23 protein-coding genes are annotated in these 21,636 nt (G+C 47.8%); 10 read left to right on the forward strand and 13 right to left on the reverse strand.

The genetic code is table 11. From position 1 onward, the window contains the following. Positions 1-33: 33 nt before the first annotated feature. From AC1XUF_RS06115 to AC1XUF_RS06135, 5 genes are all read right to left on the reverse strand, one after another. Positions 34-789 (reverse strand): MBL fold metallo-hydrolase, encoded by a 756-nt coding sequence (locus AC1XUF_RS06115; RefSeq protein WP_483340784.1) that lies wholly within the window; start codon positions 787-789, stop codon positions 34-36. Between the two features lie 304 nt (positions 790-1,093). After that, positions 1,094-1,516, reverse strand: coding sequence for an SRPBCC family protein (locus AC1XUF_RS06120; protein ID WP_483340785.1), 423 nt, complete (start codon positions 1,514-1,516; stop codon positions 1,094-1,096). 159 nt (positions 1,517-1,675) lie between these two features. Further along, the gene (locus AC1XUF_RS06125) at positions 1,676-3,175 is read right to left on the reverse strand and encodes a choice-of-anchor I family protein (RefSeq protein ID WP_483340786.1); all 1,500 of its coding nucleotides are present in this window, start codon (positions 3,173-3,175) and stop codon (positions 1,676-1,678) included. Between the two features lie 145 nt (positions 3,176-3,320). Next, positions 3,321-4,133 (reverse strand): 3-keto-disaccharide hydrolase, encoded by an 813-nt coding sequence (locus tag AC1XUF_RS06130; RefSeq protein WP_483340787.1) that lies wholly within the window; start codon positions 4,131-4,133, stop codon positions 3,321-3,323. A 296-nt stretch (positions 4,134-4,429) separates the two neighbouring features. Beyond that, positions 4,430-4,897 (reverse strand): hypothetical protein, encoded by a 468-nt coding sequence (locus tag AC1XUF_RS06135; protein WP_483340788.1) that lies wholly within the window; start codon positions 4,895-4,897, stop codon positions 4,430-4,432. 157 nt (positions 4,898-5,054) lie between these two features. On the opposite strand from AC1XUF_RS06135, the gene AC1XUF_RS06140 reads away from it, so the two are divergent. The 3 genes from AC1XUF_RS06140 to AC1XUF_RS06150 all read left to right on the forward strand — a co-directional run bounded on the left by AC1XUF_RS06140 (position 5,055) and on the right by AC1XUF_RS06150 (position 6,511). Then, positions 5,055-5,531 (forward strand): DUF1772 domain-containing protein, encoded by a 477-nt coding sequence (locus tag AC1XUF_RS06140; RefSeq protein WP_483340789.1) that lies wholly within the window; start codon positions 5,055-5,057, stop codon positions 5,529-5,531. Positions 5,532-5,849: 318 nt separating this feature from the next. Beyond that, positions 5,850-6,119, forward strand: coding sequence for a SemiSWEET family sugar transporter (locus tag AC1XUF_RS06145; RefSeq protein ID WP_483340790.1), 270 nt, complete (start codon positions 5,850-5,852; stop codon positions 6,117-6,119). Positions 6,120-6,316: 197 nt separating this feature from the next. Continuing rightward, positions 6,317-6,511 (forward strand): hypothetical protein, encoded by a 195-nt coding sequence (locus tag AC1XUF_RS06150; protein WP_483340791.1) that lies wholly within the window; start codon positions 6,317-6,319, stop codon positions 6,509-6,511. Here the strand turns inward: AC1XUF_RS06150 and AC1XUF_RS06155 are convergent. From AC1XUF_RS06155 to AC1XUF_RS06165, 3 genes are all read right to left on the reverse strand, one after another. Further along, positions 6,508-7,152, reverse strand: a complete 645-nt coding sequence (locus tag AC1XUF_RS06155; RefSeq protein WP_483340792.1) for a TetR/AcrR family transcriptional regulator — start codon at positions 7,150-7,152, stop codon at positions 6,508-6,510. The two genes, AC1XUF_RS06150 and AC1XUF_RS06155, sit on opposite strands and share 4 nt — an antisense overlap. 63 nt (positions 7,153-7,215) lie before the next feature. After that, entirely contained in the window at positions 7,216-8,049 is an 834-nt protein-coding gene (locus tag AC1XUF_RS06160) for a sugar phosphate isomerase/epimerase family protein (RefSeq protein WP_483340793.1), read from the reverse strand. Positions 8,050-8,152: 103 nt separating this feature from the next. Further along, on the reverse strand, positions 8,153-8,713 hold the full coding sequence (locus AC1XUF_RS06165) for a hypothetical protein (RefSeq protein WP_483340794.1): 561 nt from the start codon (positions 8,711-8,713) through the stop codon (positions 8,153-8,155). A gap of 174 nt (positions 8,714-8,887) precedes the next feature. Between AC1XUF_RS06165 and AC1XUF_RS06170 the strand changes: the two genes are divergently transcribed. From AC1XUF_RS06170 to AC1XUF_RS06195, 6 genes are all read left to right on the forward strand, one after another. Further along, the gene (locus tag AC1XUF_RS06170; protein WP_483340795.1) at positions 8,888-9,583 is read left to right on the forward strand and encodes a LytR/AlgR family response regulator transcription factor; all 696 of its coding nucleotides are present in this window, start codon (positions 8,888-8,890) and stop codon (positions 9,581-9,583) included. A gap of 148 nt (positions 9,584-9,731) precedes the next feature. Then, positions 9,732-11,903, forward strand: coding sequence for an ATP-binding protein (locus tag AC1XUF_RS06175; RefSeq protein ID WP_483340796.1), 2,172 nt, complete (start codon positions 9,732-9,734; stop codon positions 11,901-11,903). Positions 11,904-11,926: 23 nt separating this feature from the next. Next, the gene (locus AC1XUF_RS06180) at positions 11,927-12,763 is read left to right on the forward strand and encodes a polysaccharide deacetylase family protein (RefSeq protein ID WP_483340797.1); all 837 of its coding nucleotides are present in this window, start codon (positions 11,927-11,929) and stop codon (positions 12,761-12,763) included. Between the two features lie 11 nt (positions 12,764-12,774). Next, positions 12,775-15,384 carry a phosphatidylglycerol lysyltransferase domain-containing protein gene (locus tag AC1XUF_RS06185; protein ID WP_483340798.1) on the forward strand — a complete coding sequence of 870 codons (2,610 nt, stop codon included), beginning with the start codon at positions 12,775-12,777 and terminating at the stop codon, positions 15,382-15,384. A gap of 34 nt (positions 15,385-15,418) precedes the next feature. Beyond that, a complete protein-coding gene (locus tag AC1XUF_RS06190; protein ID WP_483340799.1) occupies positions 15,419-16,111 on the forward strand; it encodes a hypothetical protein in 693 nt (230 codons plus the stop codon). A gap of 138 nt (positions 16,112-16,249) precedes the next feature. Further along, positions 16,250-17,290, forward strand: a complete 1,041-nt coding sequence (locus tag AC1XUF_RS06195; protein WP_483340800.1) for an alpha/beta hydrolase — start codon at positions 16,250-16,252, stop codon at positions 17,288-17,290. A 142-nt stretch (positions 17,291-17,432) separates the two neighbouring features. Here AC1XUF_RS06195 and AC1XUF_RS06200 read toward each other — a convergent pair whose 3' ends face one another. The 5 genes from AC1XUF_RS06200 to AC1XUF_RS06220 form a co-directional block, all read right to left on the reverse strand. Beyond that, complete coding sequence (locus tag AC1XUF_RS06200) at positions 17,433-18,218, reverse strand: oxygenase MpaB family protein (RefSeq protein ID WP_483340801.1); 786 nt, start codon at positions 18,216-18,218, stop codon at positions 17,433-17,435. Beyond that, positions 18,215-18,616, reverse strand: a complete 402-nt coding sequence (locus tag AC1XUF_RS06205; RefSeq protein WP_483340802.1) for a ribosomal maturation YjgA family protein — start codon at positions 18,614-18,616, stop codon at positions 18,215-18,217. Before AC1XUF_RS06205 ends, AC1XUF_RS06200 begins: the two co-directional genes overlap by 4 nt. Positions 18,617-18,690: 74 nt before the next feature. Next, entirely contained in the window at positions 18,691-19,095 is a 405-nt protein-coding gene (locus AC1XUF_RS06210; RefSeq protein WP_483340803.1) for a response regulator, read from the reverse strand. A gap of 207 nt (positions 19,096-19,302) precedes the next feature. Beyond that, positions 19,303-19,779: a PH domain-containing protein gene (locus AC1XUF_RS06215; protein WP_483340804.1), complete on the reverse strand. Its 477-nt coding sequence runs from the start codon at positions 19,777-19,779 to the stop codon at positions 19,303-19,305. Positions 19,780-19,834: 55 nt separating this feature from the next. After that, complete coding sequence (locus AC1XUF_RS06220; RefSeq protein ID WP_483340805.1) at positions 19,835-20,767, reverse strand: TraB/GumN family protein; 933 nt, start codon at positions 20,765-20,767, stop codon at positions 19,835-19,837. A 213-nt stretch (positions 20,768-20,980) separates the two neighbouring features. Between AC1XUF_RS06220 and AC1XUF_RS06225 the strand changes: the two genes are divergently transcribed. Further along, positions 20,981-21,625 carry a hypothetical protein gene (locus tag AC1XUF_RS06225; RefSeq protein WP_483340806.1) on the forward strand — a complete coding sequence of 215 codons (645 nt, stop codon included), beginning with the start codon at positions 20,981-20,983 and terminating at the stop codon, positions 21,623-21,625. The last annotated feature ends 11 nt before the right edge of the window (positions 21,626-21,636 follow it).

Consider the following 21,636-nt stretch of genomic DNA (forward strand, 5'->3'; position numbering starts at 1 on the left):
GAAAAGGTCTTTTTGCGTGACAGAATCCTGTTATTATTTAATGGTATACCAATCCTTCAACCGCACATCGATCTTAGGGTCACCATCATTGACCAGTTTCTTGAAAGCGCTGGTATCGCTGAATCCATTCTGGCCGCGGTAATGATAGGGGTACACCATCTTTGGCTTGAAATCCAGCACCGCAGAACTCGCTTCCTTGATATCCATGGTGTAAGGCAGATTCATGCAAACAAATGCGACGTCGATGTTTTTCAAAGCACGCATTTCGGGGATACCGGATGTATCTCCACTGATGTACACCGACTTATCGCCAAATTTCAACACATAACCATTCCCTCTTCCTTTGGTATGCTTGGAATCGGCAGCCTCCGGAAGATTGTACATAGGGATTGCCGTGATGGAAACACCTAATTTTTCGATGGTCTGGCCATTGTTCAAAACGGTGGTTTTGGCTTTCAGCTTGTCCGACATCAGATCCACTACCGCTTTCGGGGCGATGATAATAGCTTTGCTGAGGTCCAGCGCATCCAGTGTCGCTGCGTCGAAATGGTCGCCATGGATATCTGAAATGACGATCAGGTCCGGCACTGCGATTCCCGCGAAGGTTTTGGCACCGCCGTAAGGATCTGCATAAATTGTTTTCCCGCTCCATGTCAGCGCCAGGGTCGCATGGTTGAGTGGCTGCACTTTCAAATCTCCTTTAGAAGTCTTGATCGCATCCGCGGCGGGCAATTGTGCCCAGGATGTGGCCGACAGGAGTACTAGTAATAGGGCAATGGCTGCTTTCATGATGTGTTGATTTGTTTTCCCCAAAGTTAACTGTCCCTACCTCTTAAGCAACTTCTTTCAGCGGTTTTACATGGTTACTGATCGAAGCTTACGAACCCGAGCACTATGCAGTTGATCCTCCCGATCCCATGGAGGCCATGAAGCTGAAAATGGATGAAAAACCCTCAAAAGTGAGGATCTGGCGCACTGGGTGGGAAGCAAAAGCTACGTGTTCCTGCCAAGCAACGGGAAGAAGCCCCTTACTTTGAAGCTTGCAAATGGTTCATGAAAAACCCGGCATTCGTGCTCAGGTACTGATGAGCTGCTACAAATTTTCGGTGTACTTCTTGAAATTATCCATGATCGCCTGCCAGCCCGCCTTCTGCAATTCAGGCGAATGTACGCTTTCGGCGTCGAAGCTTTCCGTGACAACCGTCTGATCGCCCTGAGATTCAAAAGTGATCTTTACGACTCTTCCATCGCCAAGCGTGTAAGCGATCAGTTGATGATCAATCACCTCATCATAGATCCCCGCAAAATCAAATCCGAAGCTGCCGTCTTTGGCCTCCATGCGTGATGAAAAAGCCCCGCCGGTACGTGGGTCGTTTTCAGCTTTTGTGGTATGCCAGTCGTCTGACGCCGCATTCCATTTGACAATGTGCCCGGGTCCGGTCCAGGTTTCCCATACCTTTTCGATGGGTGCGTCAATTGTTGCCCCTACGGTAATCACTTCAGGTGAATTTGCCATTTTTCGTGAATGGTTTGTTGGTTTTTGATTTGCTTTTGCGGGAAAAAGACGTTTGCATAATCATCTTACTGAAAAGAAAATGCGCGAAATGCAGGTACATCACAAAGTGAGCCGCCCCTGACAGGAACGGCCCACTTTCGGACTATATAACCGCTTGCCCTATTTGGTTTGATAGAACTTCACGGTACCATCGCCTTCGTTACTGGTCACCAGCAGGCTTTTGCCATTCGGACTTTTATCGGCGGCAATAAACAATATTCCTTCAGGTGCATCTCCGGTTTTGATAATCTGAAGAAACTGCGGGGCTGCCGGGTTGCTCATATCATAAACACCGATCGCGTCCGCCCTTTCCATCGCGATAAAAGCGACAGGCTTGTTATTCATCGTCCCAACGGTTACCCCCTCAGGCTCAACACCTTTGTCGTCGGACCGGTCGTCGTCGTAGAGATTGGCCGCCACCACTTTTTGCTCCATTCCCGAATCAGCATCGTGAACCAATTGCATATTCGAGGCGTCGAAAATGCTGAAACCACGTCCGCCAAAACCATATAGTACATCGTAATCGCCATCATTGTCCGTATCGCCCAGCGTCTTGGTAATTCGCAGACGGCCCAAGTTCGCAGGAAGCTGCAACGTAGCAGCGTTCGGAAAGACGGTAGGATCCAGTTTTACGGAACCGACGCGGGTCTGCTCATCAAAGGCGGCATATTCGCGAGCATCGCCTTCATTGGCGGTGATCAGGTAATTAGAGCCGTTTACAGAAAAATAGGATATTGCGTCGGGCAGGTACAGGGATTTAACTGGCGCGGTAACAAACGAGATTTTGCCGTCTTTATCGCTGGGATCCATAGCATTGGCCAGCTGGCTGATGTCCCTTGTGCCCAGCGGGTGAATTTTCAGGATCGTACCGTTTTCCAGGTCCACTTCGGCGATCCCGTTGTTTTCCTGAAGGGTTACAAACGCCTTTTTAGAATCACTTGAAATGGCCACGTACTCGGGCTCAATGTCCTGCGCAAAACTTGCATTGGGGCCATAAACACGGAAGCTCTTCTGAGCCAGTGTCGGGAATGAGCCTGCAAACGCGTCGAAAGTCAATGTTTTCACACTGAAATTGTCGGCAACATTGATAACCGAAACAGAGCCTTTCGGGTCGTTTGCGTAATCGGCACTCGGTTCGCCTTCGTCGGCCGTGACGATGTACTTTCCATCCGGACTGAAAGTCACCATGTCGGGCAACGCGCCGACCGGCACCTGCCTGATCTGGGCCAACGTACTCGTGTTCACCACGATCACGCTTCCGTTGGACTGCTTGTTAGTTCCTTCCAGGGCAATCGCCAGCATGCCGCCATGAACCGATACACTGTTGGCCACACCGCCAAGGGCAGAAATGTCGATCGGAGTGAGCTTTGTGATCGTGGGGAATGCCGACAAATCCAGCACGTCGACCAATGCTTTTGATTCATTGTTCACTGTGAAAAGGCGCTTTGTAGCAGGATCGTAAGCGGAAATTTCGGAAGCCGCGGCACCTCCCAGATCAATGCCGGCGACTTCTTGAAATGAAGAAGGATTTTCTTCAACGGGATTCTGCGGAAAATGGTCCATCACACAGCCATTCATCACTGCCGTCAGTGCAATGACCAGTACGTACTTGTTTTTCATTTTGAGTAAGTGAGTAAGTTTTAAAAATCAAATTTACTCTCCGTCAAAATGTACGGTTGATGGGATTCTGAATATTAACAATTTGATAATTTGAAGAGCATAGCCCCATCTTTCTTTAACGAACGTAAGACTGCCGGTAGCCTGTTCAGGGTTTCCGTATCCCTTCCGGCAAGCCATTGAGCGTAATCGGCTCCAAAACCAAATTTCGATAAAAAACTTCCGCTCCCTCGGACTGGAGCTGTATCTGGCCCCTGGTCAAAGGCTCTTCTTTCCCATTTACCATGTGCCGGGTATTCGTCAGAACCATGTTGACCTGGCCATTAATCATATGCACAGCAACTCCTCCGAAGCAATAGAGATCGATGGTATTCCATTCGCCGGATTTTAATTCGTTATCAAAACCTTTCAGGCACGTACGGCCATTGGGCGTTTTATCCCGGAATGTGACCCGCTCTGCCCCCTTCTTGTAAACATATTTTCCCTTCTCATTTTTGAGGGCTTCTACCTCGGCAAGCACATCCATGACACCCCAGAAATCCCCGCAGTCACCCTCCTGTACCTGAAATTCGAATGATTCCTTCCAGAGAAATGAAGAGCCGTAGTCTCCGACGCTGTGGAAAAGCAACCCGCTGTCCCGCGGTTGGTCCAGCTTGGGCGCCCACTTTTGTTTGCCCCATTTGAATTGCAATCGTAAATGATAATTTTCAAAACTTTCGAGCGTGGTAACCGCACCAAAGTTCTCTCCCGAAATCCGGATCGCCGGTTCGCCATCTTCGATTACTACTGAAAATACTTTGTTCGGGTCCTTATTAAGGCCGATCGGCCCTTTCTCTTTGTTTTTCTGGTCCTTATCCAGATAGGTTTCCCAGCCTGTGAGGTCTTTTCCGTTAAATAGTGGCTTCTGGGCGAACGAAGGGGTGACAACACCCAAAAAGAGCAAAAGGGCAATCGATCTCATAGTAACAGTAGTTTATGGCTATACAAGACCAGTCGCCCACCATCTTACTGCCTTGAATTCCAATCAGCAGCGACCTTCTGCAATGAAACTCAGGATCGCCGTCTGCCAAACCGTCAGTCTGGGAATATTGATGCAGCTTTTCTAATGCATTCCGGTCTGGTTTAAGCTGGTTTGGACGTCCACGGATCAATGTCGATCTGCGGAAATATTTCGATTGGGAACAAGGAGCTCCGCGTAGTAGAAGTCGCCTCGACGTATCAATGGAGCGCTTTACCAGTCGGAACCTGTTTGAGAAATCATTTCTTCAACCTGACGTACTTTTCTGTATTAATCCGTTCTACGCCCAGGTTGGCCACTTTCTCCACGCCACGCTGGATTAACGTGTCACCTTGAATTTTGATGGTAAAAGGAAAGTTATTGCCCTCCCATTCCCTGGCGCTGCAATATTCGAGGTATTCTGTGTAAAGGCTGTCAGCAAGGGTATATTTGCCTCCCCCTGCTACGAAAACAGAATCTTTGTCTCTTCCCTTTGCCAGGTCGTGCTGCAAAAAGGCAAAGTGGCTATCATTGATGATCTTGATGAATGAGACGTTCCCGGTATATTTTGTCACCGTGGTATCCCCTTTCTCTATCAGAGTCCCCTGTACCAGCTGCCATGTCCCGACAAGTGGATTTTTCGCGGTTTCAGGAATATCTTCGTCATTTTTTGAAACACAGGAAGCCAGCAGGCACAGGCTTAGGCCCAGGAAGTATAGATTTTTCATGTGTAAATATAACGACGGTCAGTCTCATTTTCGAAAGGTTTGTCTTTCATTTTCGCCAGTTGATTCCCATTTGGAGGCGCTGTCGCGGCTAATCACTTAGGTTTGCACGGTCATCCAATCCCCGTAAAGCCGGGCCAGATCAGCAACTGCCAAAAACATGCGTTTAACTTCTGAAATTCTCCTCACTCTTTTCGTCCTCAACCTGGGCATCGTATCCGGAGCGGGCATCTACGAAGCCAGGATCATACTTCCCATGTGGTTCCGCAAATCGGCAACCGGGGGTTATCAGGTCAACCGAGAGGCGGTCCATACCACAGATGTGGGAAGGAAATTCTGGGCCTATGCCTCGACGATCCCACTTACGTTGCTGACGTTATCCGGCATTTTTGTTGCGTGGCGATCCGCCCTGCCAGGCTATGATTGGTGGTTTGCCGCAGCACTGGTCGCATTGGTTGAACGGATCAGCACTTTTGCGTTTTTCATTCCCGGTATAATCAGATTGGCCAAAGCCGAACATCAGCCCGAAGAATCGGGCAGCCTGGCGTCACTTTGGATCATTGCCAATTATTTTCGGATCGGTTTGTCGCTCATCGCGTGGCTGGCAGCTTTGAAAGCACTGACTATCTGCCTCTGAAAACTCTTTTCTTTACCCGCAACCGCAATAGCACATACTCCCGCACCGGCCCGATATTGGTCCTGAACTTTTCGCAAACGCAATCCCTTTGGGTCCAGCCTGTACGAAAGGGCTACATTCGGTCAGGTTTTGGCGCAGGTGGGTCTGACGTTAGGAGCCGCCCCGTATGGGTCGATCATGTTGACATCGGAAAGATGGTCGATAGACATGACATCGAGAGCATTGGTTACATAGCAATTTCGCGAAAGCAGGCACTCCCGAAAAACGGGGCATGATTTTAGGATGGCTGTAGCCCAAACATTTTCAGAATACCCACCCATGGATTTTACCGAGATCATAGGCATCGCAGCCGGTGCATGTACTTCTTCATCTTTGATCCCTCAGGTGGTCACCACCATTCGAAAGAAACAGGCTGCCGAAGTTTCCACTTTTATGTTTATTGTCCTGCTGGCAGGAAATGGTCTGTGGATGTATTATGGCATTGAAAAAAAAGATGTCCCCATCATCGCAACCAATGCACTTTCGCTTACATTAAATATTGTGATGCTTTTTTTGAAACACAAGTACGCGAACAGGGAAGAGGCTTGAGAATAAAGGCCGGTTCGGTCGCAAATTTTTTTGGTTCCTATCCTCAGGTCTGGGCAACCCCGGTCTTGGAAAACAATATGAAGGTCGGCCGGGACGACTCCTTGCCTGTGGCAAAAACTTCCCGCCATTTGGCTATGAAAGAGCAGGCATGAAAATCATCATACGATCATGACAGTATACCAAATCAAAAACTTAAGATGGCTACAACCGGGGTTTTTAAGTTCAAAGAAGATGAGTCTGCCCAAATTGAGATCTCTGACAGCGAAATTGAGGAAATCGTACCTGATGCGGATTTCAGGTTCAGCCTGCTTATCCTTAAGAACGGCGACAAACATTTCATTTGCGGCACGGAAAAAGAAGTACGTGAAAAACTGGGGATGGAAGGGGATTAAACCGCATGCAGCTCCCTGAGAAACCGCTCAATATCCGTCAGGCCGCTTTGCGTCGCATAAGGCGTGAATAAAAATGCTTTCAGGCCCAGATAATGGTTCATCTCATCTTCCAGGCGGTGTCGGTTGCCCGAGAGTACGGCTTCCGACATCCAGAATCTATTTTGCAGGCTATTGGTCGACACGATCAGCAATTGCTCGGCTTCCGATTTGAATTTGAGGTAGTTGTTCTTAGCAAGCAGGCTGATGTCCTGATGCAATCCGCCCTGGCGCACAGTTTCAGCCCGTTCATAACTGGCGGCAATTTTAGGATTCTGCTCAATGAGGTGTACCATACTCAGCAGCAATGCCTTATATCGAAGGCCGTTCTCGAACAGAAGCTTGTTTTTTTTGAGAAAATCATAGAGGCTTTTGACCGGGTTATCCTTGTGGACCTGGAAATTGGACGCTGAATACGCCTCCGTCAGACTGAAAACAAGGTCGTCTTTGGTAGGGAAATAATACGTGAGGTTGCCGATCCGCAAGCCGAGCTCGCCCGCCAGTTCCCTCATGCCGACATACTCGATCCCCTTTTCATTGAACATCTCCAGCGCTTTGTCCAATATCCGCCGCTGCGTTTCATTTATTTTTTCAGATCTGTTCATTGTCGGTTTTTGAAGATTGAAAATGATCGGCTACCGGGTGGTCAGTTACCCAAACCCCTGGCACTATTTTTTCAGCTTCCCCAAATATGCCAGTGCAGCCTTCACATCGGCCATATTATGATCCCAGTTCGCTTCACGTTCGATGTAGGCAATGCCCGAGAAATTCTGCCTGTCCAGTTCCCGTACAATAGCCGGGTAGTCTAGTACACCCGTTCCGACGACAACGTCGTTTGCTTTAATATGGTTGAATGTGTCGAGATCCTTCACGTGGACTGCCAGGATTTTGCCCTGCAGCTTCCGCAGACATTCCACCGGGTCCAGCCCGCTGCGCACCCAGTGCCCGAGGTCGGCGCAGGCACCGATGTTGGGGTGCCCCTTCATGGCCGCCACCACCGAATCGGGATGCCAGTAATAACTCAACCCCTTGCCGTGCTCGTGGATGGCTATTTTCACTTTATATTTTCCGGCAAGACTGTCAATAAGGTCCCAATCCTTTTTTTCGGGCTCGCAGCTCAGGAATTCGATGCCCATCTTTTTGGCGAAAATAAAATTAGCCTCCCACTCTCCGGAGTTTTTCCCATTGCCTGCATAGAGCGACTTCATGGTCAACCCCTTTGCCGCAATCAGTCCTTTCATTTTTGTGATCTCTTCGTCGGGCAGGTTCGGGATCGTGTGACCGTTAAAATCCTTTCCCAACTGATGAAAGAAAAAAGACTCGATATACTTCGCATCGGCGCTGTCGGCCTTACTTAATGCTTCGCCAAACGAAAACCTGTTAAACGAGTAAAGTGCGACACCTGTTTTCCAGGCGGCTTTGGATGACTTGAAACTGTAAAAAGCGCCCGTAACAATTGAAATTGCAAGGATTCCTAAGGCAGCGGCAACACTTTTTTTCATAGCACCGTCAAAAAGGATTTGATTTTGGAATGGGCGATAAGATACAAAAAACTCCCGCGTGTGGCTGTGCGGGAGTTGTAATTATTGATGAAGTGCTTTTGGATCAGGATATTTTTTTGAAATAAGAAACATTACCATCTGTGGAAATCATCAGGGCGATCTCTTTGTTGCCTTTGGTGACGGTAATAAAGTAATGGTCGGCATTTTCAAACTGTGTTCCGAACATCATCATTTTGGTATCATTGGCCTGGTTATCTTCAAACATGACAACCGCTCCGGTGGTGTAATCGGCATAACGTTTTTTGATCTCTTTCTGCGCTTTTGCCGGAAGGTCGGAGAATTTCTTGATGCTGGTGGTACCTACTAGTTTGGAAGAATAGTCATAGTAAGCTGTAACCGGCTTACCATCTTTGATAAACGATGCCTCGTCGAATGCGCTGCCCCTGGACCATTTCACATTGGCAACATCCCCGAAATCGCTGTAAAAATGATCCTTTGTCAGAACTCCTACCCCGTCAGAAGTCTTATGGCCGGATTCTTTTTTTGTACTCAATTTCTCTGCTCTGGCTTCCTTTCTTGTTTCTTTGGCGAGGGTTTGCGCGTTAACCTGAACAGTAGCAACGGTTGCGAACATTAAAATGGCGGATGCGATTAATTTTTTCATTGTGATTTGCTTTTTTGTTTCTGGTAATTGATTGGTTCAAAGCTAGTTCAAGAGCAAAAAACCTGAAATACCAAATAGGCAGAAAGGCAAAATGGGTCGGCGAACTCCCCTGAAGTATCTTTATAATTGCTTTCTTTACATGGCTATAAACCCCTGCAAAGCATACTCGACACCATGAATTGCCTCATCATCGACGATAACATCATTGCCCGGACGACCCTGAAACAACTTGTGCGCAAAGATCCAAGCCTGGTATTACTGGGAGAATGCGAAAGTGCCGTGGAAGCTTACCAGATGATCATGAACGAACCTGTCGATTTACTGCTGCTTGATATCGAGATGGAGGCTATGACAGGCATTGAGCTGGTGAAAAGCCTGGGCAGCAAAAACCCGATCATCATTTTCACCACCTCTAAAAAGGAATACGCAGCGGAAGCATTCGAACTGAATGTGGCCGACTATATCACCAAGCCAGTCACAACTGCCCGGTTTTTACAAGCCATTGAAAAAGCACGGGAGATTTATAAGAGCAAAAAGCAGGAAGTGACGGTCCACGACAATTCATTCATCTTTATACGCGACTCCAATATTGTACGCAGGCTTAAAATCGACGAGATCCTGTACGCGGAAGCAATGGGCGACTATGTGAAGCTCTATACTCATGACAGGTTTTATTCTGTCCATTCGTCCCTCAAAGAAGTAGAAAGCAAACTGCCGGAATCGCTCTTTATGAGAGTACACCGGTCGTTCATTATCCAGGTCGGAAAAATCGACACCATTGAAGGCGGCACGCTGATCATCAATAAGAAAATGGTCCCGGTAGCCGATACCTACCGCTCTGCGCTGAACCAGCGTCTCCGCATTTTATAGATGAACTGGCAGATTTTACCGACAGTTTTCCGTTTTGTACCGACCAATTAGTGCTTTCCGGCTTTTGAATATTGCGCGACCAAAAGGGCATCTTTAAATTTATAACTGCAATCAGCCGTTTCAAGTACCCAGTTTAAAGGCGCTTTCTATGAGAATCAGGACACTTATCGTTTACATTACCACTGGTTTTGTCGTCGGCATCATTGCTTTGGTAGCAGTGCAATACGTGACACGTTCCAATGTGAAAGAGTTGATCCGCGGCAATGAAAGCCTTCTTCAGGAATATAAGCTCAGTAAAGAAATGGTTGGACTGCAGAAAGATCTTTTACTGCTGGATAATAGCATCAAAATCGCCACAACCTCCGGCGACTCTAGCAAGTTAAGGGATTTCGAAACAGGCATCTCAAAGCTCAGGGAAGATGCCGAAGCACTGAAAAAGTCGAACGCATCCCTGAAAGAGGGGCGCGAGCTAGCCTTGCTGATCGGGCAAAAAATTACATTCAGCAACCAATTGGTCGACAGTTTCTATAAGGTCCGTGCACCAATCCCGGAAAATCTGATCGCCCGCCACAAGGCACTGCAGCTATCCGAACAAATTACCAGCCTGATGCTCCGGATCGATACCACCGGGCGTATGACGCTTGCCCAAAAACTCAAAGTGGTGGACCGTAGCGGGCAAAAGGTGATGAACTGGAATCTCTACATCATCGTGCTCGTGCTTTTCTTGCTCACGGCGGTATTTTTCATCATCGTTAACCGCATGCGAAAACAGGCTGAGCTGATCCGGCAGCTTAATACCAGCGAGAAAAAACTGAAAGAGGCCGTTCTTGTCAAGGAGAATTTTCTCGCCAACATGAGTCACGAAATCAGGACGCCCCTGAATGCTATATTGGGATATACCAACTTACTCCAAAAGAAAAAGCTGGATGACGATGCACAACTGCATCTGGCAACAGTGCATCAGTCGGGAGAAACGTTGCTGTCTATCGTGAATGACATACTTGATCTTTCCAAAATCGAGTCGGGCATGATGCGCATTGAGCAGGTACTTTTTGACCTGCGCATTCTGGTGAGTTCAGTAATGGCGATGTTTCGACATAAAACGGATGAAAAAGGACTTGCCCTGACACTGAATATGCCGGGTGATATGCCCGAAACGCTGGTCGGCGACGCTACCCGGCTTACACAGATCCTGGTCAATCTGATTGGTAACGCAGTCAAATTTACATTTGCAGGCAGAGTTACACTCGACATCCATGCGCATCCTATCGATCGGGAATATCTTGAGGTTTCATTTGAAATCACAGACACCGGCATCGGTATCGCACCGGAAAAATTGGAAACCATCTTTGAAAGGTTTCGGCAGGCCGAGGATTCTACCACACGCAAATTCGGCGGCACCGGCCTGGGCCTCTCCATTGTGAGGGATTTGGTTTATCTGCAAAATGGCCATATTGGTGTACGCAGTACACTGGGTTCGGGCACCTCAGTCCTTGTAACACTTCCCTATCTTACGGGCGAAAACCAGGAAGTCACAATTCCAACAGATTCAAAGCCTGAAAACCTGCTCCTGACTCAAAAAAAAGTGCTGATTGCGGAGGACAACCCGATCAACCAGGGGCTGATGGCCCGGTTTATGCAGGAATTCGGACTACCCTATTCGATCGTCGGCAATGGGAAACAGGCGCTCAGTCTATTGGAGAAAGAGCACTTCGACCTGATCCTGATGGATATACAAATGCCCGATATGGACGGCTACACAGCCGCTTGGCAGATCAGGCACCTATTGAAACTGCATACGCCGATCATTGCCCTGACAGCCAACGCGATGGCCGGCGAAAAGGAAAAATGCATCAGCTACGGCATGAATGACCACGTATCGAAACCGGTGAGGGAGGCCGATTTGCGCAGGATATTCTCCCTTTTCCTCGAAACGCCGGATCCACCCATGGCCGAAAAGCTACCTGGCATCGCCAACGATTTTAAGATTATTGATCTCGCTTATATGAAAGAGATCAGCAGCGGCGACCAGGAGTACGAGAAACTGGTTACTGGCCAGTTCCTTGACCTCGTTCCCAAACAACTCGCACTGCTAAGCCAAGCTACAGACCAGCGGGACCATGCGGAAATCAGACGCATTTCGCACGACCTGAAAGCCAGCATTTCGATCATGGGGCTTGATGAAATACTGGGTGAAGAGCTGGACGACCTGGAAAAAAAAGACTTATCGGACGTCGATTCAGAAAAAATAGTCAGAAGGGTTACCCGTATCTGCCACGACGCACTGGCGGAAGCCGGGACATTTTACAGTCAGTTTTGATCATAATCCAACAGACCATCGCGATGAAATATTTGCTGTCATTGTCATATTTCTTACTGATTTACCCCGTTCATGCCCAACCAACCGCTCTGTTGAACGACCAGTTCCTTCACGGACTTTATCGGGATTCATCCTATATCCGAAAAAAAGACCAGGTCGACCGTGAGTTCGCGCATACATTGCCGGGAAGCTGGGGGGAATTTGTAAAAGGGGTCGACGAGGATATCATTACAGACAAAAAAATCATTGCGCTGACGTTCGACGCCTGCGGCGGACCACACGGAAGCCAGTACGATTCCGAACTGATCAACTATCTGAAAGAGCAACGGATTCCCGCAACGCTTTTTGTGACCGGCAAATGGATCGACGCCAATTACAGCACGTTTTTGGAATTGAGCAAAAATCCGTTATTTGAAATTGAAAACCATGGCCTGAACCACAGACCATGCTCCGTAGACGGCGAAAGCGAATACGGTATCAAGGGAACACCCGACATCCCCGACGCTTTTGATGAAATAGAAGCAAATGAGCGCAAAATCGAAGTAATCACAGGCCGCCGGCCCCTCTTTTTTCGTTCCGCTACGGCATTTACCGACGAAGCCTGTGCCAAAATCGCCCGGCATCTTGGCGTTACCATGATCAGCTTCGATGTCCTGTCCGGCGACGCGGTACCATTTACTCCTGTGAAAACCATCGAGCAAAGCGTCCTTGGACACGTGAGGCCCGGCGCATTGATCATCATGCATTTCAATCACCCGGAATGGAATACATTTGAATCCCTGAAAAAAATTGTCCCGCAGCTGCGAAAGCAGGGGTATTCTTTTGCCCGGTTACAGGATTATCCGCTTAAAGGAAAATAACCACACGATCCATGGCTATCAGCATGTCACCCGGCGGGTTTTCGAGTCACAAAAGCATCGTTTTTCTTCGTGAAAACGTCAAAATCATTGGCCAATACATCTTTACCGTATTCTTCATTGGCATGGGGATCTGGTTTGTCCGTCACGAAGAAACCGAGCTGCATCATGTCAGGCATATCCTTCTAGCGTCCAGATGGGAATGGCTTGCGGCCGGGACTGCCCTCGTGGTAGTTTATATTGTTCTTCAGGGACTCATGTATGTTGCTTCGTTCGCGGCCGTAACCGGGCACAAGATCCGGCTCGGCGATGCAGTCCTGCTCTTTTTAAAACGTAATTTCGTAAGTGTTTTCCTGCCGGCGGGAGGCATTTCATCACTGGCATTTTTTACGTCTTCCATTGAAAAAAAAGGGCTCAGCAAGTCGGAGATCCATTTTGCTTCCTCTATCTATGCATTTGTGGGCATACTTTCAGTGGTGCTGGTTGCCCTTCCGGTTTTCCTAGTCTCGGTCTTTAAAGCCAGTATTGGTGCCAGCGATTGGCTTGCATTGGCAGCTGTACTGATACTGGTGACAGCGCTATATCAGCTTTATAATTCCACCATTTCGCGCGGGCGCCTTTACCACCAAATGATCCGATTCCTGCCAGCTGCCGAAGCATATCTGGAGAACCTGCATATCAACAGGATCAACAAAAACCATTTCGCCCTCACTGTTTTTTACAGCATACTCATCGAATTGACCGGCATCGCCCATATTTACATTGCCATGCTCGCCCTGCGGATGGACCCGTCGTTATTGGCAGCTTCCATGAGCTACATCATCGCCGTGGTTTTCTTGATTGCCTCGCCGTTTTTGCGTGGAATGGGTGCTATAGAGGTTTCAATGAGCTATGTGCTGATCCGCTTTGGGTTTACCGACGCAGGTGCGATCTCCATCACATTCTTTTACCGTTTCCTTGAATTCTGGCTGCCGTTAGTCGCTGGCGCTGCCAGCTTTTTATTGAAGATCAACCGGTTATTGATGCGTGTATTTCCGGCGTTATTGCTGCTTCTTTTAGGAATGGTCAATATCATTTCGGTACTAACACCTGCGATCAGCCAGCGGCTGCATTTCATTAAAGGCTTTTTGCCGCTGGACGCCATCACGGTATCCAATTATTTCGTGTTGATCACCGGCCTGTTTTTACTGGTAACCGCTGCCTTTATGCTGAAAGGTTTACGGACAGCCTGGTTTTTCGCGGTCGCCTTCTGTCTGGTTTCCATCATTGGCAACCTGACAAAAGCAATTGATTATGAAGAAGCCATCTTTGCATCGGCCGTACTGGTGATCCTGGTAATCTCCAGAAAAGAATATTATATCAAAAACAATCCCAGGTTGGGTATCATTGGTATCCAGACCACGTTTTTGAGTTGTTTTGCGGTATTGCTCTATGGTTTTCTCGGATTTTATTTTTTGGACCAAAAGCATTTCAACATCGATTTCAGCTGGTCAAGCGCTGCCACGTATACTCTTCAAAATTTTCTGCTGGTCGGGAGCAGCGACCTCGAGCCACAGGATCAGTTCGCCAGAGATTTCCTGTATTCGCTCCATATCAGCGGTTTCTTGTGCGTCGGGTTCCTGGTTTACACCCTGGTAAGGCCCTACATCATCAAAGCGACCACCGGCGCCGCCGACCTGGAATGGGCAAAGCAGCATGTGAAAACATATGGAAACTCACCGCTCGATTATTTTAAATGCTACCCGGATAAAATCATCTTCAGGGCAGAGCAAGCCGACAGCTTTATCGCGTACCGCGTGGCGGGAAACTACGCCATTGCACTGGAAGGGCCCGTGGGACCAGCGGAAAGAGCCGGGGATTGCATCCGGCTATTCGACCGTTATTGCCTTGAAAGCGGGTTGAAAAGTGTTTATTACCGGGTGCCTGAGGAATGCCTTGGCATCTTCGCTGGAAAAAGAAACCTGATCCTGGGCCAGGAGGGTGTGATGGACCTGACCCTTTTCAGCCTGAGCGGCGGATCGAAAAAATCCATCCGAAACGCATTGAAAAAAATAACAGACAGCGGTTGTCACAGCAATATCTATCAAGCCCCGCTCAGCGACGACCTGTTGAAAAAGCTCGCGGCGGTTTCGGATGAGTGGCTTACGGAAACTGGCCGGTCCGAAATCGTTTTTTCACAGGGTATGTTCCTGCCCGACGAACTTCGAATGCAAACCGTGATCACGGTCGAAGACGCTGAAAAAAAGATCATCGCATTCCTCAATATCATTCCTGACTATGCACAGGGAGAAGCCACTTACGACCTGATCCGCAAGACTAAAGATGCCCCGAATGGCGTTATAGATTTCATCACCGTTGAAATGTTCCAATATCTTAAAGAACTAGGTTATGACACTGTCAATCTGGGATTTGCGCCGCTGTCTGGCATCGATGGGCCACGGAACTTCCCCGAAAGATCGATGAAATTCGCCTATGAAAAGATTCGGGCGTTTTCGCATTACAAAGGCCTGAGAGACTATAAGGAAAAATTCTCGCCGGTTTGGTATAACAAATACCTCGTTTACGATCAGGATTACGATTTATTTCAGATACCGACGGCGCTGAACAAGGTGATTAAGCCCTGACACCTGCAAAAAACGGGCTTGAAAGTATCTTTTTATGAAAGTATTCTCGACCAGTATCTGTAAAGCTCAAACTGCAGCATGGAGTATCATGGGCCTGCTTCTGTTTGCCTTCCAAGTCTCCGGCGAGGCGATGGACTCCGCCGCTGTCAATAAAAATCCCCGTTTCATTTTGAGCCTGGATTCAAGAAGCACATTCATTGACGGGCGGCAGGTAAGGATCAACGGTGCCCTGACGGGGCTTGGCTTTGGTGAAAAAAATCACAAAATCACGGTCGGCTACTATTGGCTAGGTTACGATGCGTCCAAAAGGCTGATCAACTGGCACAAGAAGTTATCACAGGCTGTGAACCTTTCTTACTACACCAAAACCGATGTCCAGTTTATCAGTTTCGCTTATTGGTATCCGGTGATACGGAATAACAAATGGATACTTTCGGTGCCCGTCGAACTCGGTGTCGGCCAGGAGGCAGCGCATTATCGACAGTTGTCCAATGATGCCTCCATCCGAAACAGGAACTTTCATTTCGTGCCTTGTCAGGTCGGCATTTATGGCGAATACCGCGTTACCAACTGGGGCGGGCTCGACGTACAACTGGGTTACCGCAATGCTTTCTCCAACGGCTACTTCCGCAAGCATTTTTCGGGAATTTACTATAGCTACGGGATTACGCTCTATCCCGGCAACATTTACCGCGACCTGAAAAACTATTTTGCAAAAAGAAAATAAGCCGGGCGCCGCTGCCGCCAGTGAATGGGTTGAAAGTTTTTGTTGCATAACATCATGGAACAATTTTCAAACGCGGCAACACGGTAGAGGCCTGCATCGCATGACTTTGTTGATAAAACACAAAGAATGCTTTCGTCCATGCATAGAAAACTGTTACCGGCTGCGATGCTCATTTTCCTTTGCGCTTCATCGCTATTATCCGCACAAAATCCCCTCCTGGGCTCAATAGAACGTATCAAGGTCCACGGAAAAGGACTGGAGGGTAACCTCGAAGGCAATTCTGCCGATCCGGATGTTTCGATCTATCTACCTCCCAGTTATAAAAAAGATACGAAGCGGCGCTATCCGGTCATTTATCTGCTCCATGGTTTTACGGATACCGATGCGCAATGGTATGGATTGGTAAAGCATTGGATTAACATGCCCGTGATTGTCGATCAGGTATTTGCGGCAGGTAAGGTAAATGAAATGATTATCGTCACACCTAATGCGTATACCCGGAGCGGCGGGAGTTATTATTCCAATTCCATCACCACCGGCAATTGGGAGGATTTTGTCGCTAAAGAGCTCGTCAGCTACATTGACCAGCATTATCGCACGGTACCAAAGGCTTCGAGTCGCGGGCTCGCGGGCCATTCGATGGGAGGATATGGCACGATCCGGATCGGGGAGCGGCACCCGGAGGTTTTTTCGAGCATCTATTTGCTGAGCCCGTGCTGCCTGGCACCGGGTGCAGAGCGGTCCGCAGAGTCTTTGGCGAAAATTGAGGCTGTCAAAGAGCCCGCCGATTTTGCCAAGGCCGATTTTTCAACAAAGGCAGCATTTGCATATGCGGCAGCATGGTCGCCTAATCCGTTGAAACCGCCTTTTTATACCGATCAGGTAGTTGAAAACGGTAAATACCAACCACAAACCGAAACCAAATGGACGGCTAACCTGGGTTTGACGACAATCGACCAGTACATTTCCAATTTGAAACAACTTAAAGGTATTGCGTTCGATGCGGGGGACCGGGATCAGCCTATTGCAAGCAACCTCAAAACTTTGCACCAGCTACTTGATAATTACAAGATTGAACATGCTTATGAAGAGTACCAGGGCGACCATTTGAACCGGATAGGCGAACGCATTGAAATGAAAATGCTGCCGTTCTTTTCAGAAAAGCTGCAAACCAGGTAAAAGGGGGCAGGCAAAACGATAACGAGCAGAAAGGTATCATTAAGAACATTGTTATGTTTGAGACACGATCGTTACCTGCTATTCCTCTCATGGCCGGCTCAGTTGAAACTGTTTTAAAACAAAAACATATTCCAGATTGAGGCTACCCAGCTGACATGGACCCAGCCTGATGCACGATGTCCAATTCAACGATTTGAGATTTATAAGCATCAGGCAGAAGCAGGTCCCTGAGCATATGATGGACTCCGAAAACCCGCATGAACTTGTATGCAGGGAGCAACATCTTAATCGCAGGGCTTCGTCCCAGGGAAAGCAGCTCATTCACTATTTCAGGAACGATTTCCGCCTGCACTTCTTTGAGTAAATAGTACCTGCCAAAACCGAGATGTTTCCTGTATTGCTTATACAAATCAGTAGAAAAACTGCTTTTTACAAGATCTTCGCGCAGGTGATCCACCCTCGTCATCACCCACTCGGAGTAAGAACCGGGCAATCCGGCTAAACCCATTCTCAATCCCACGCGATTAAATACTTCGAAAAGCTCTTCCTTTTCTGCAGGCGTCAACGCTCTTTCCAGTAACTCAAAAGATCTTATCGAATAATCCACCAGCATAAACAGAACGTCCCTGTAAGCCCAATCCGGGATTTGTGCCCCACGTTTGGCTTCAACTTCTTTGTGGATAGCCGTAATCTGATCAATCACCCTTATCGCATCGCCATATTCCGAAAAAACAATCTTCCTAGCATAGGTAACCGTTGAAAACAGCCTTCCGAGCGGATCAGCAGGGAGTTTTCCTGTAAAATACAGCCAGTCGACTGCTTTGTTCACCGCAAATTCAGCAGAAGCGCCGGCAAAAATGAAAAGAATGGTATCAGCCTTTCCCCAGATCTCCCGCACAATAGAACCTTTTTTGACGAACCATTTCATGTTTTCTGAAAGCTTGACGCAATTTTTTCGATAATCAAGACAACTGCAATGCCCAACGTATAAGCTAGCATGTCCGACCAGGAAAAATGAGTTCCTATGATCGTCCTCGCCAATCCGTTGTTTTCAAGGCCCAGCATTTTAATAAGCTGGAAAAACTGCAACGTCTCAATGAGATAGGAAAAAACAAGGACTGCTAACGCGGTATCCTGCACAGGAAGATTTGTAACGCATTGGAGCAGGCAATAAAGCAGAATCACTACCAAAAAATCACCTCCCCACGGTCGGATAAAGGTATCGGTAACAAATTGTGCAATGAAAACCTCGGCGACTAAAAGGATTAGTGTAGCAACCAGATAATTTCTTTTGAGAGCAAATTTGGACGGATGCACGCGAAGCATAGCCTAAATATTTAAAAGTACTTTGTATTGCAAAGTAAGTTTCAAAATGTTCAGAATCCAAATGTCCGGTTGAATTAGGCTGCGCCGAAAAATTTTGAGATGATTCTTTTGGCTATGTCAAGTAGCGCCCTGAACGAATTGGGCTTGACAATGAAATCATTGACCCCGGCAGCGAAGGCCTTCTTTTTTAGCTCGGGGTTATCGGAGGTCGAAAGCATGACGGCGGGCAAATCGGCCATTTCAGGCTCAGACCTGAGTTCCTTGATTGCTTCTATGCCGTTCATCCGCGGCATATTCATATCCACTAATACGACCGTGTCAGAAAGGTCATCAGAATTTTTTACATTCTCCACCAACTCTGCTCCATCTTCAGCCTCAATCACCGTCAAATTCGGATTCACTTCCTCCAAAGCGTCTTTGATGAGCATCCTGTCGTCTTCATCATCGTCTGCCAGGTGGACTGTCTGACCTTCTCCCATAGATATGTAAAAACTTAAAAATCAAATATAAGCAATGATTGCATTTTACAGAAGTAACCTTACCCGGAAAAAAAATGCGCCGCCAAGAACCTACCGGCGTGATCGTTCCCAAAAAGTACCTTTAAGACCTACTTGCCGTGCGGAATGCAGGCAGGAACAACCGTTGCTTACAAGAAATTTACCTTCTGCCGGGAAGCTCAGTGAAGCTCATTTCAGTTGGGCTGCAAACTGTTCGGCGTTGTCCGGTGTAAGTATCCAGTTTTTGCCTTCGGTGGTCTTCACTAACACGGTATTGCTGCGCCGTGTCGCATACCAGGTCATTCTCCCGATTTTAGAATTGTAAAATCTCCCGTAAAACCCAAACAGGCCCCCTACGCCAAAGACCCGGATGGTCCATTTCAATTGACTGTCATCCAGTAGCTGTGCACTCTCAATATTTCTTCTTTCGAGAGAGACTTCGTCGAAAGGCCTCTTGATGACCAATCGTGTTGATGTAAGTTCATAATGTACCGGTCTGAACGCATAAGTAATCAGATAGGTCGAAAAAAGTATAGCCCCAATCACATAGCGTGCGGCCGGCCCGGTGTTTAAGAAAAAGGAGCTTGTCAGGATTCCAATGTATAAAACGGTAACACCAATAGTGACAAATTTGGTAAAGTTATCCCAGGATGCTTTATAGGTCATCGCGCTATATTTAAACATTTTTACATTAATGAAATATGCAAATGAAAAGTTCGGATTAATCCCGTACGTTGTTTACTTTGACGGCCTCGACCCGATATCCCCTTTCCCGCAGCAAGCCAATCAGCCCGGTGCTGTACCGCAAATGCCCGAACCCCACGGCAATCAGGCAGGACTTTTCACGGATGTTTTTCTCGATCTTCGGTATCCAGTAGCGGTTCCTTTCCTGAATAGACATATACTCGTATTCACTTTCAATCCTGATATCCGTGGAATCAGTTTGATCGAAATGATACGGAACGTTCATTTGCTTGTACAACCGCATTATTTCCTCGATCTGATCCTGGTTCGAATAGATATTCCATTCCGGCCTGTCGCTGCCCGCGATACGACCTATCGCCTGTCGCATGACCAAACGCGCATCAGCAACCTGGGTTGAATCGAAGTCGTAATTTTTTATCTTATCCAGTCTATCGCTGCCCTTGCCCTGCGACTTATAAAGGCGGAACAAATCGAGATCCATGAATTTGGATACCCCATTTGCGCCCGGCCTGTCCAGTACCAGTGTTTGAAAAATAGCCGACCGCATTTCCCAAACATCCATTTCCTCCGCATCAGGATTATTCCGGAGCCCCTCCCCGACCCGTGCCACAAAAAAGGAATCCAGCATATTGTATTCCTCAGCGGTGAGCACGGACAAAGCCTTCAATGCACCCTGCTTTTTTTCAGGCATTTCCATTTCTATACTAAATGCCTCATTAAGAAGATATTCAGTGTTATCCACTACCGACCTGATCTCCGGAAAGCTTAGCAGCCAATCTAGTTCCAGCAAGTGCATGGTTCCCAGCAGGTAAGATGGCTTTTTCACATCCTTCCCGGTGATTTTCCACAGAATGGTTCGGGGATCCCGATTTACGATTTTTTGCCCGTGACGCTGCCCAAGGGCAGCGAAGGAAAGAAACAGGAGGATAACCGCCGTGAGCTGTTTCATAGGATTCTTCTTTTCCTGTATGGATTTCAAACAGCAAAGAACTTTGGCCCCGGATTATAATCGGCACATACTTGTCTGAACAAAAATAACTCAAAACAGTACCCAGGAAATGAACACGACGGGATTTGAAATATTCCAGTTTGACCTGCAACGTTTTATTTCGGCAGCGTGTCGTGGTAACATGTCACCTTTTCTTACGTTCCTGCCACTCTTATGAAAAAACGCTTTCGCCTTTTTCCCGTCGCATTGCTGTTTCCACTTATTTGTTCTGCCCAGTGGAACACCCAGTTGGGTCTGAACGTCGTACCACTGGTTGCCAAGTCCTGGGAGTTTACTTCGGAATTCAATAAACATCCTGGCTACTCGCTGAATTTGAATGCAGGTGCGACTTTTGGCGCCGAGCATCTCGGCATGGTAGACCATCAGGTGTTTGATGGAATAAGCCGCAGAAAGACGAACGGCGCTTTTATGAAAGCAGGCGGACGGCTATATCTGGCAAGCCTCAAAGGTCGCGAACGGTGGAGCAATTTTTATGTGGGGGGCCTCGTCATCCTTTCGCAGTACAGGCAAACCGCCATGCAAAGGACGCTCGATGAAGACCTGAATTATTCGCAGAGAGAAACGCCCGTTCTGGCAAAAGGAACCACGATTTGTCCAGCTTTTACACTGGGGTTTTCACGCCGGATCAAAGAAAACTTCACACTCGACTGGGGAATCCAAAAAGCGTTTGTCATCGGAAGAAATGACTATCTCGGCACCAAAAAACGCAATTACCAACCCGGTGTCGGCAGCAACCAATCGGATCCGTTTGTAGGGTATATTCAGGGTAATCTTTCTGTAAAATTCAGGTTGCACTAGGCCGAAGCTAA

This window comes from Dyadobacter sp. HNCC25DJ185, assembly GCF_056895195.1.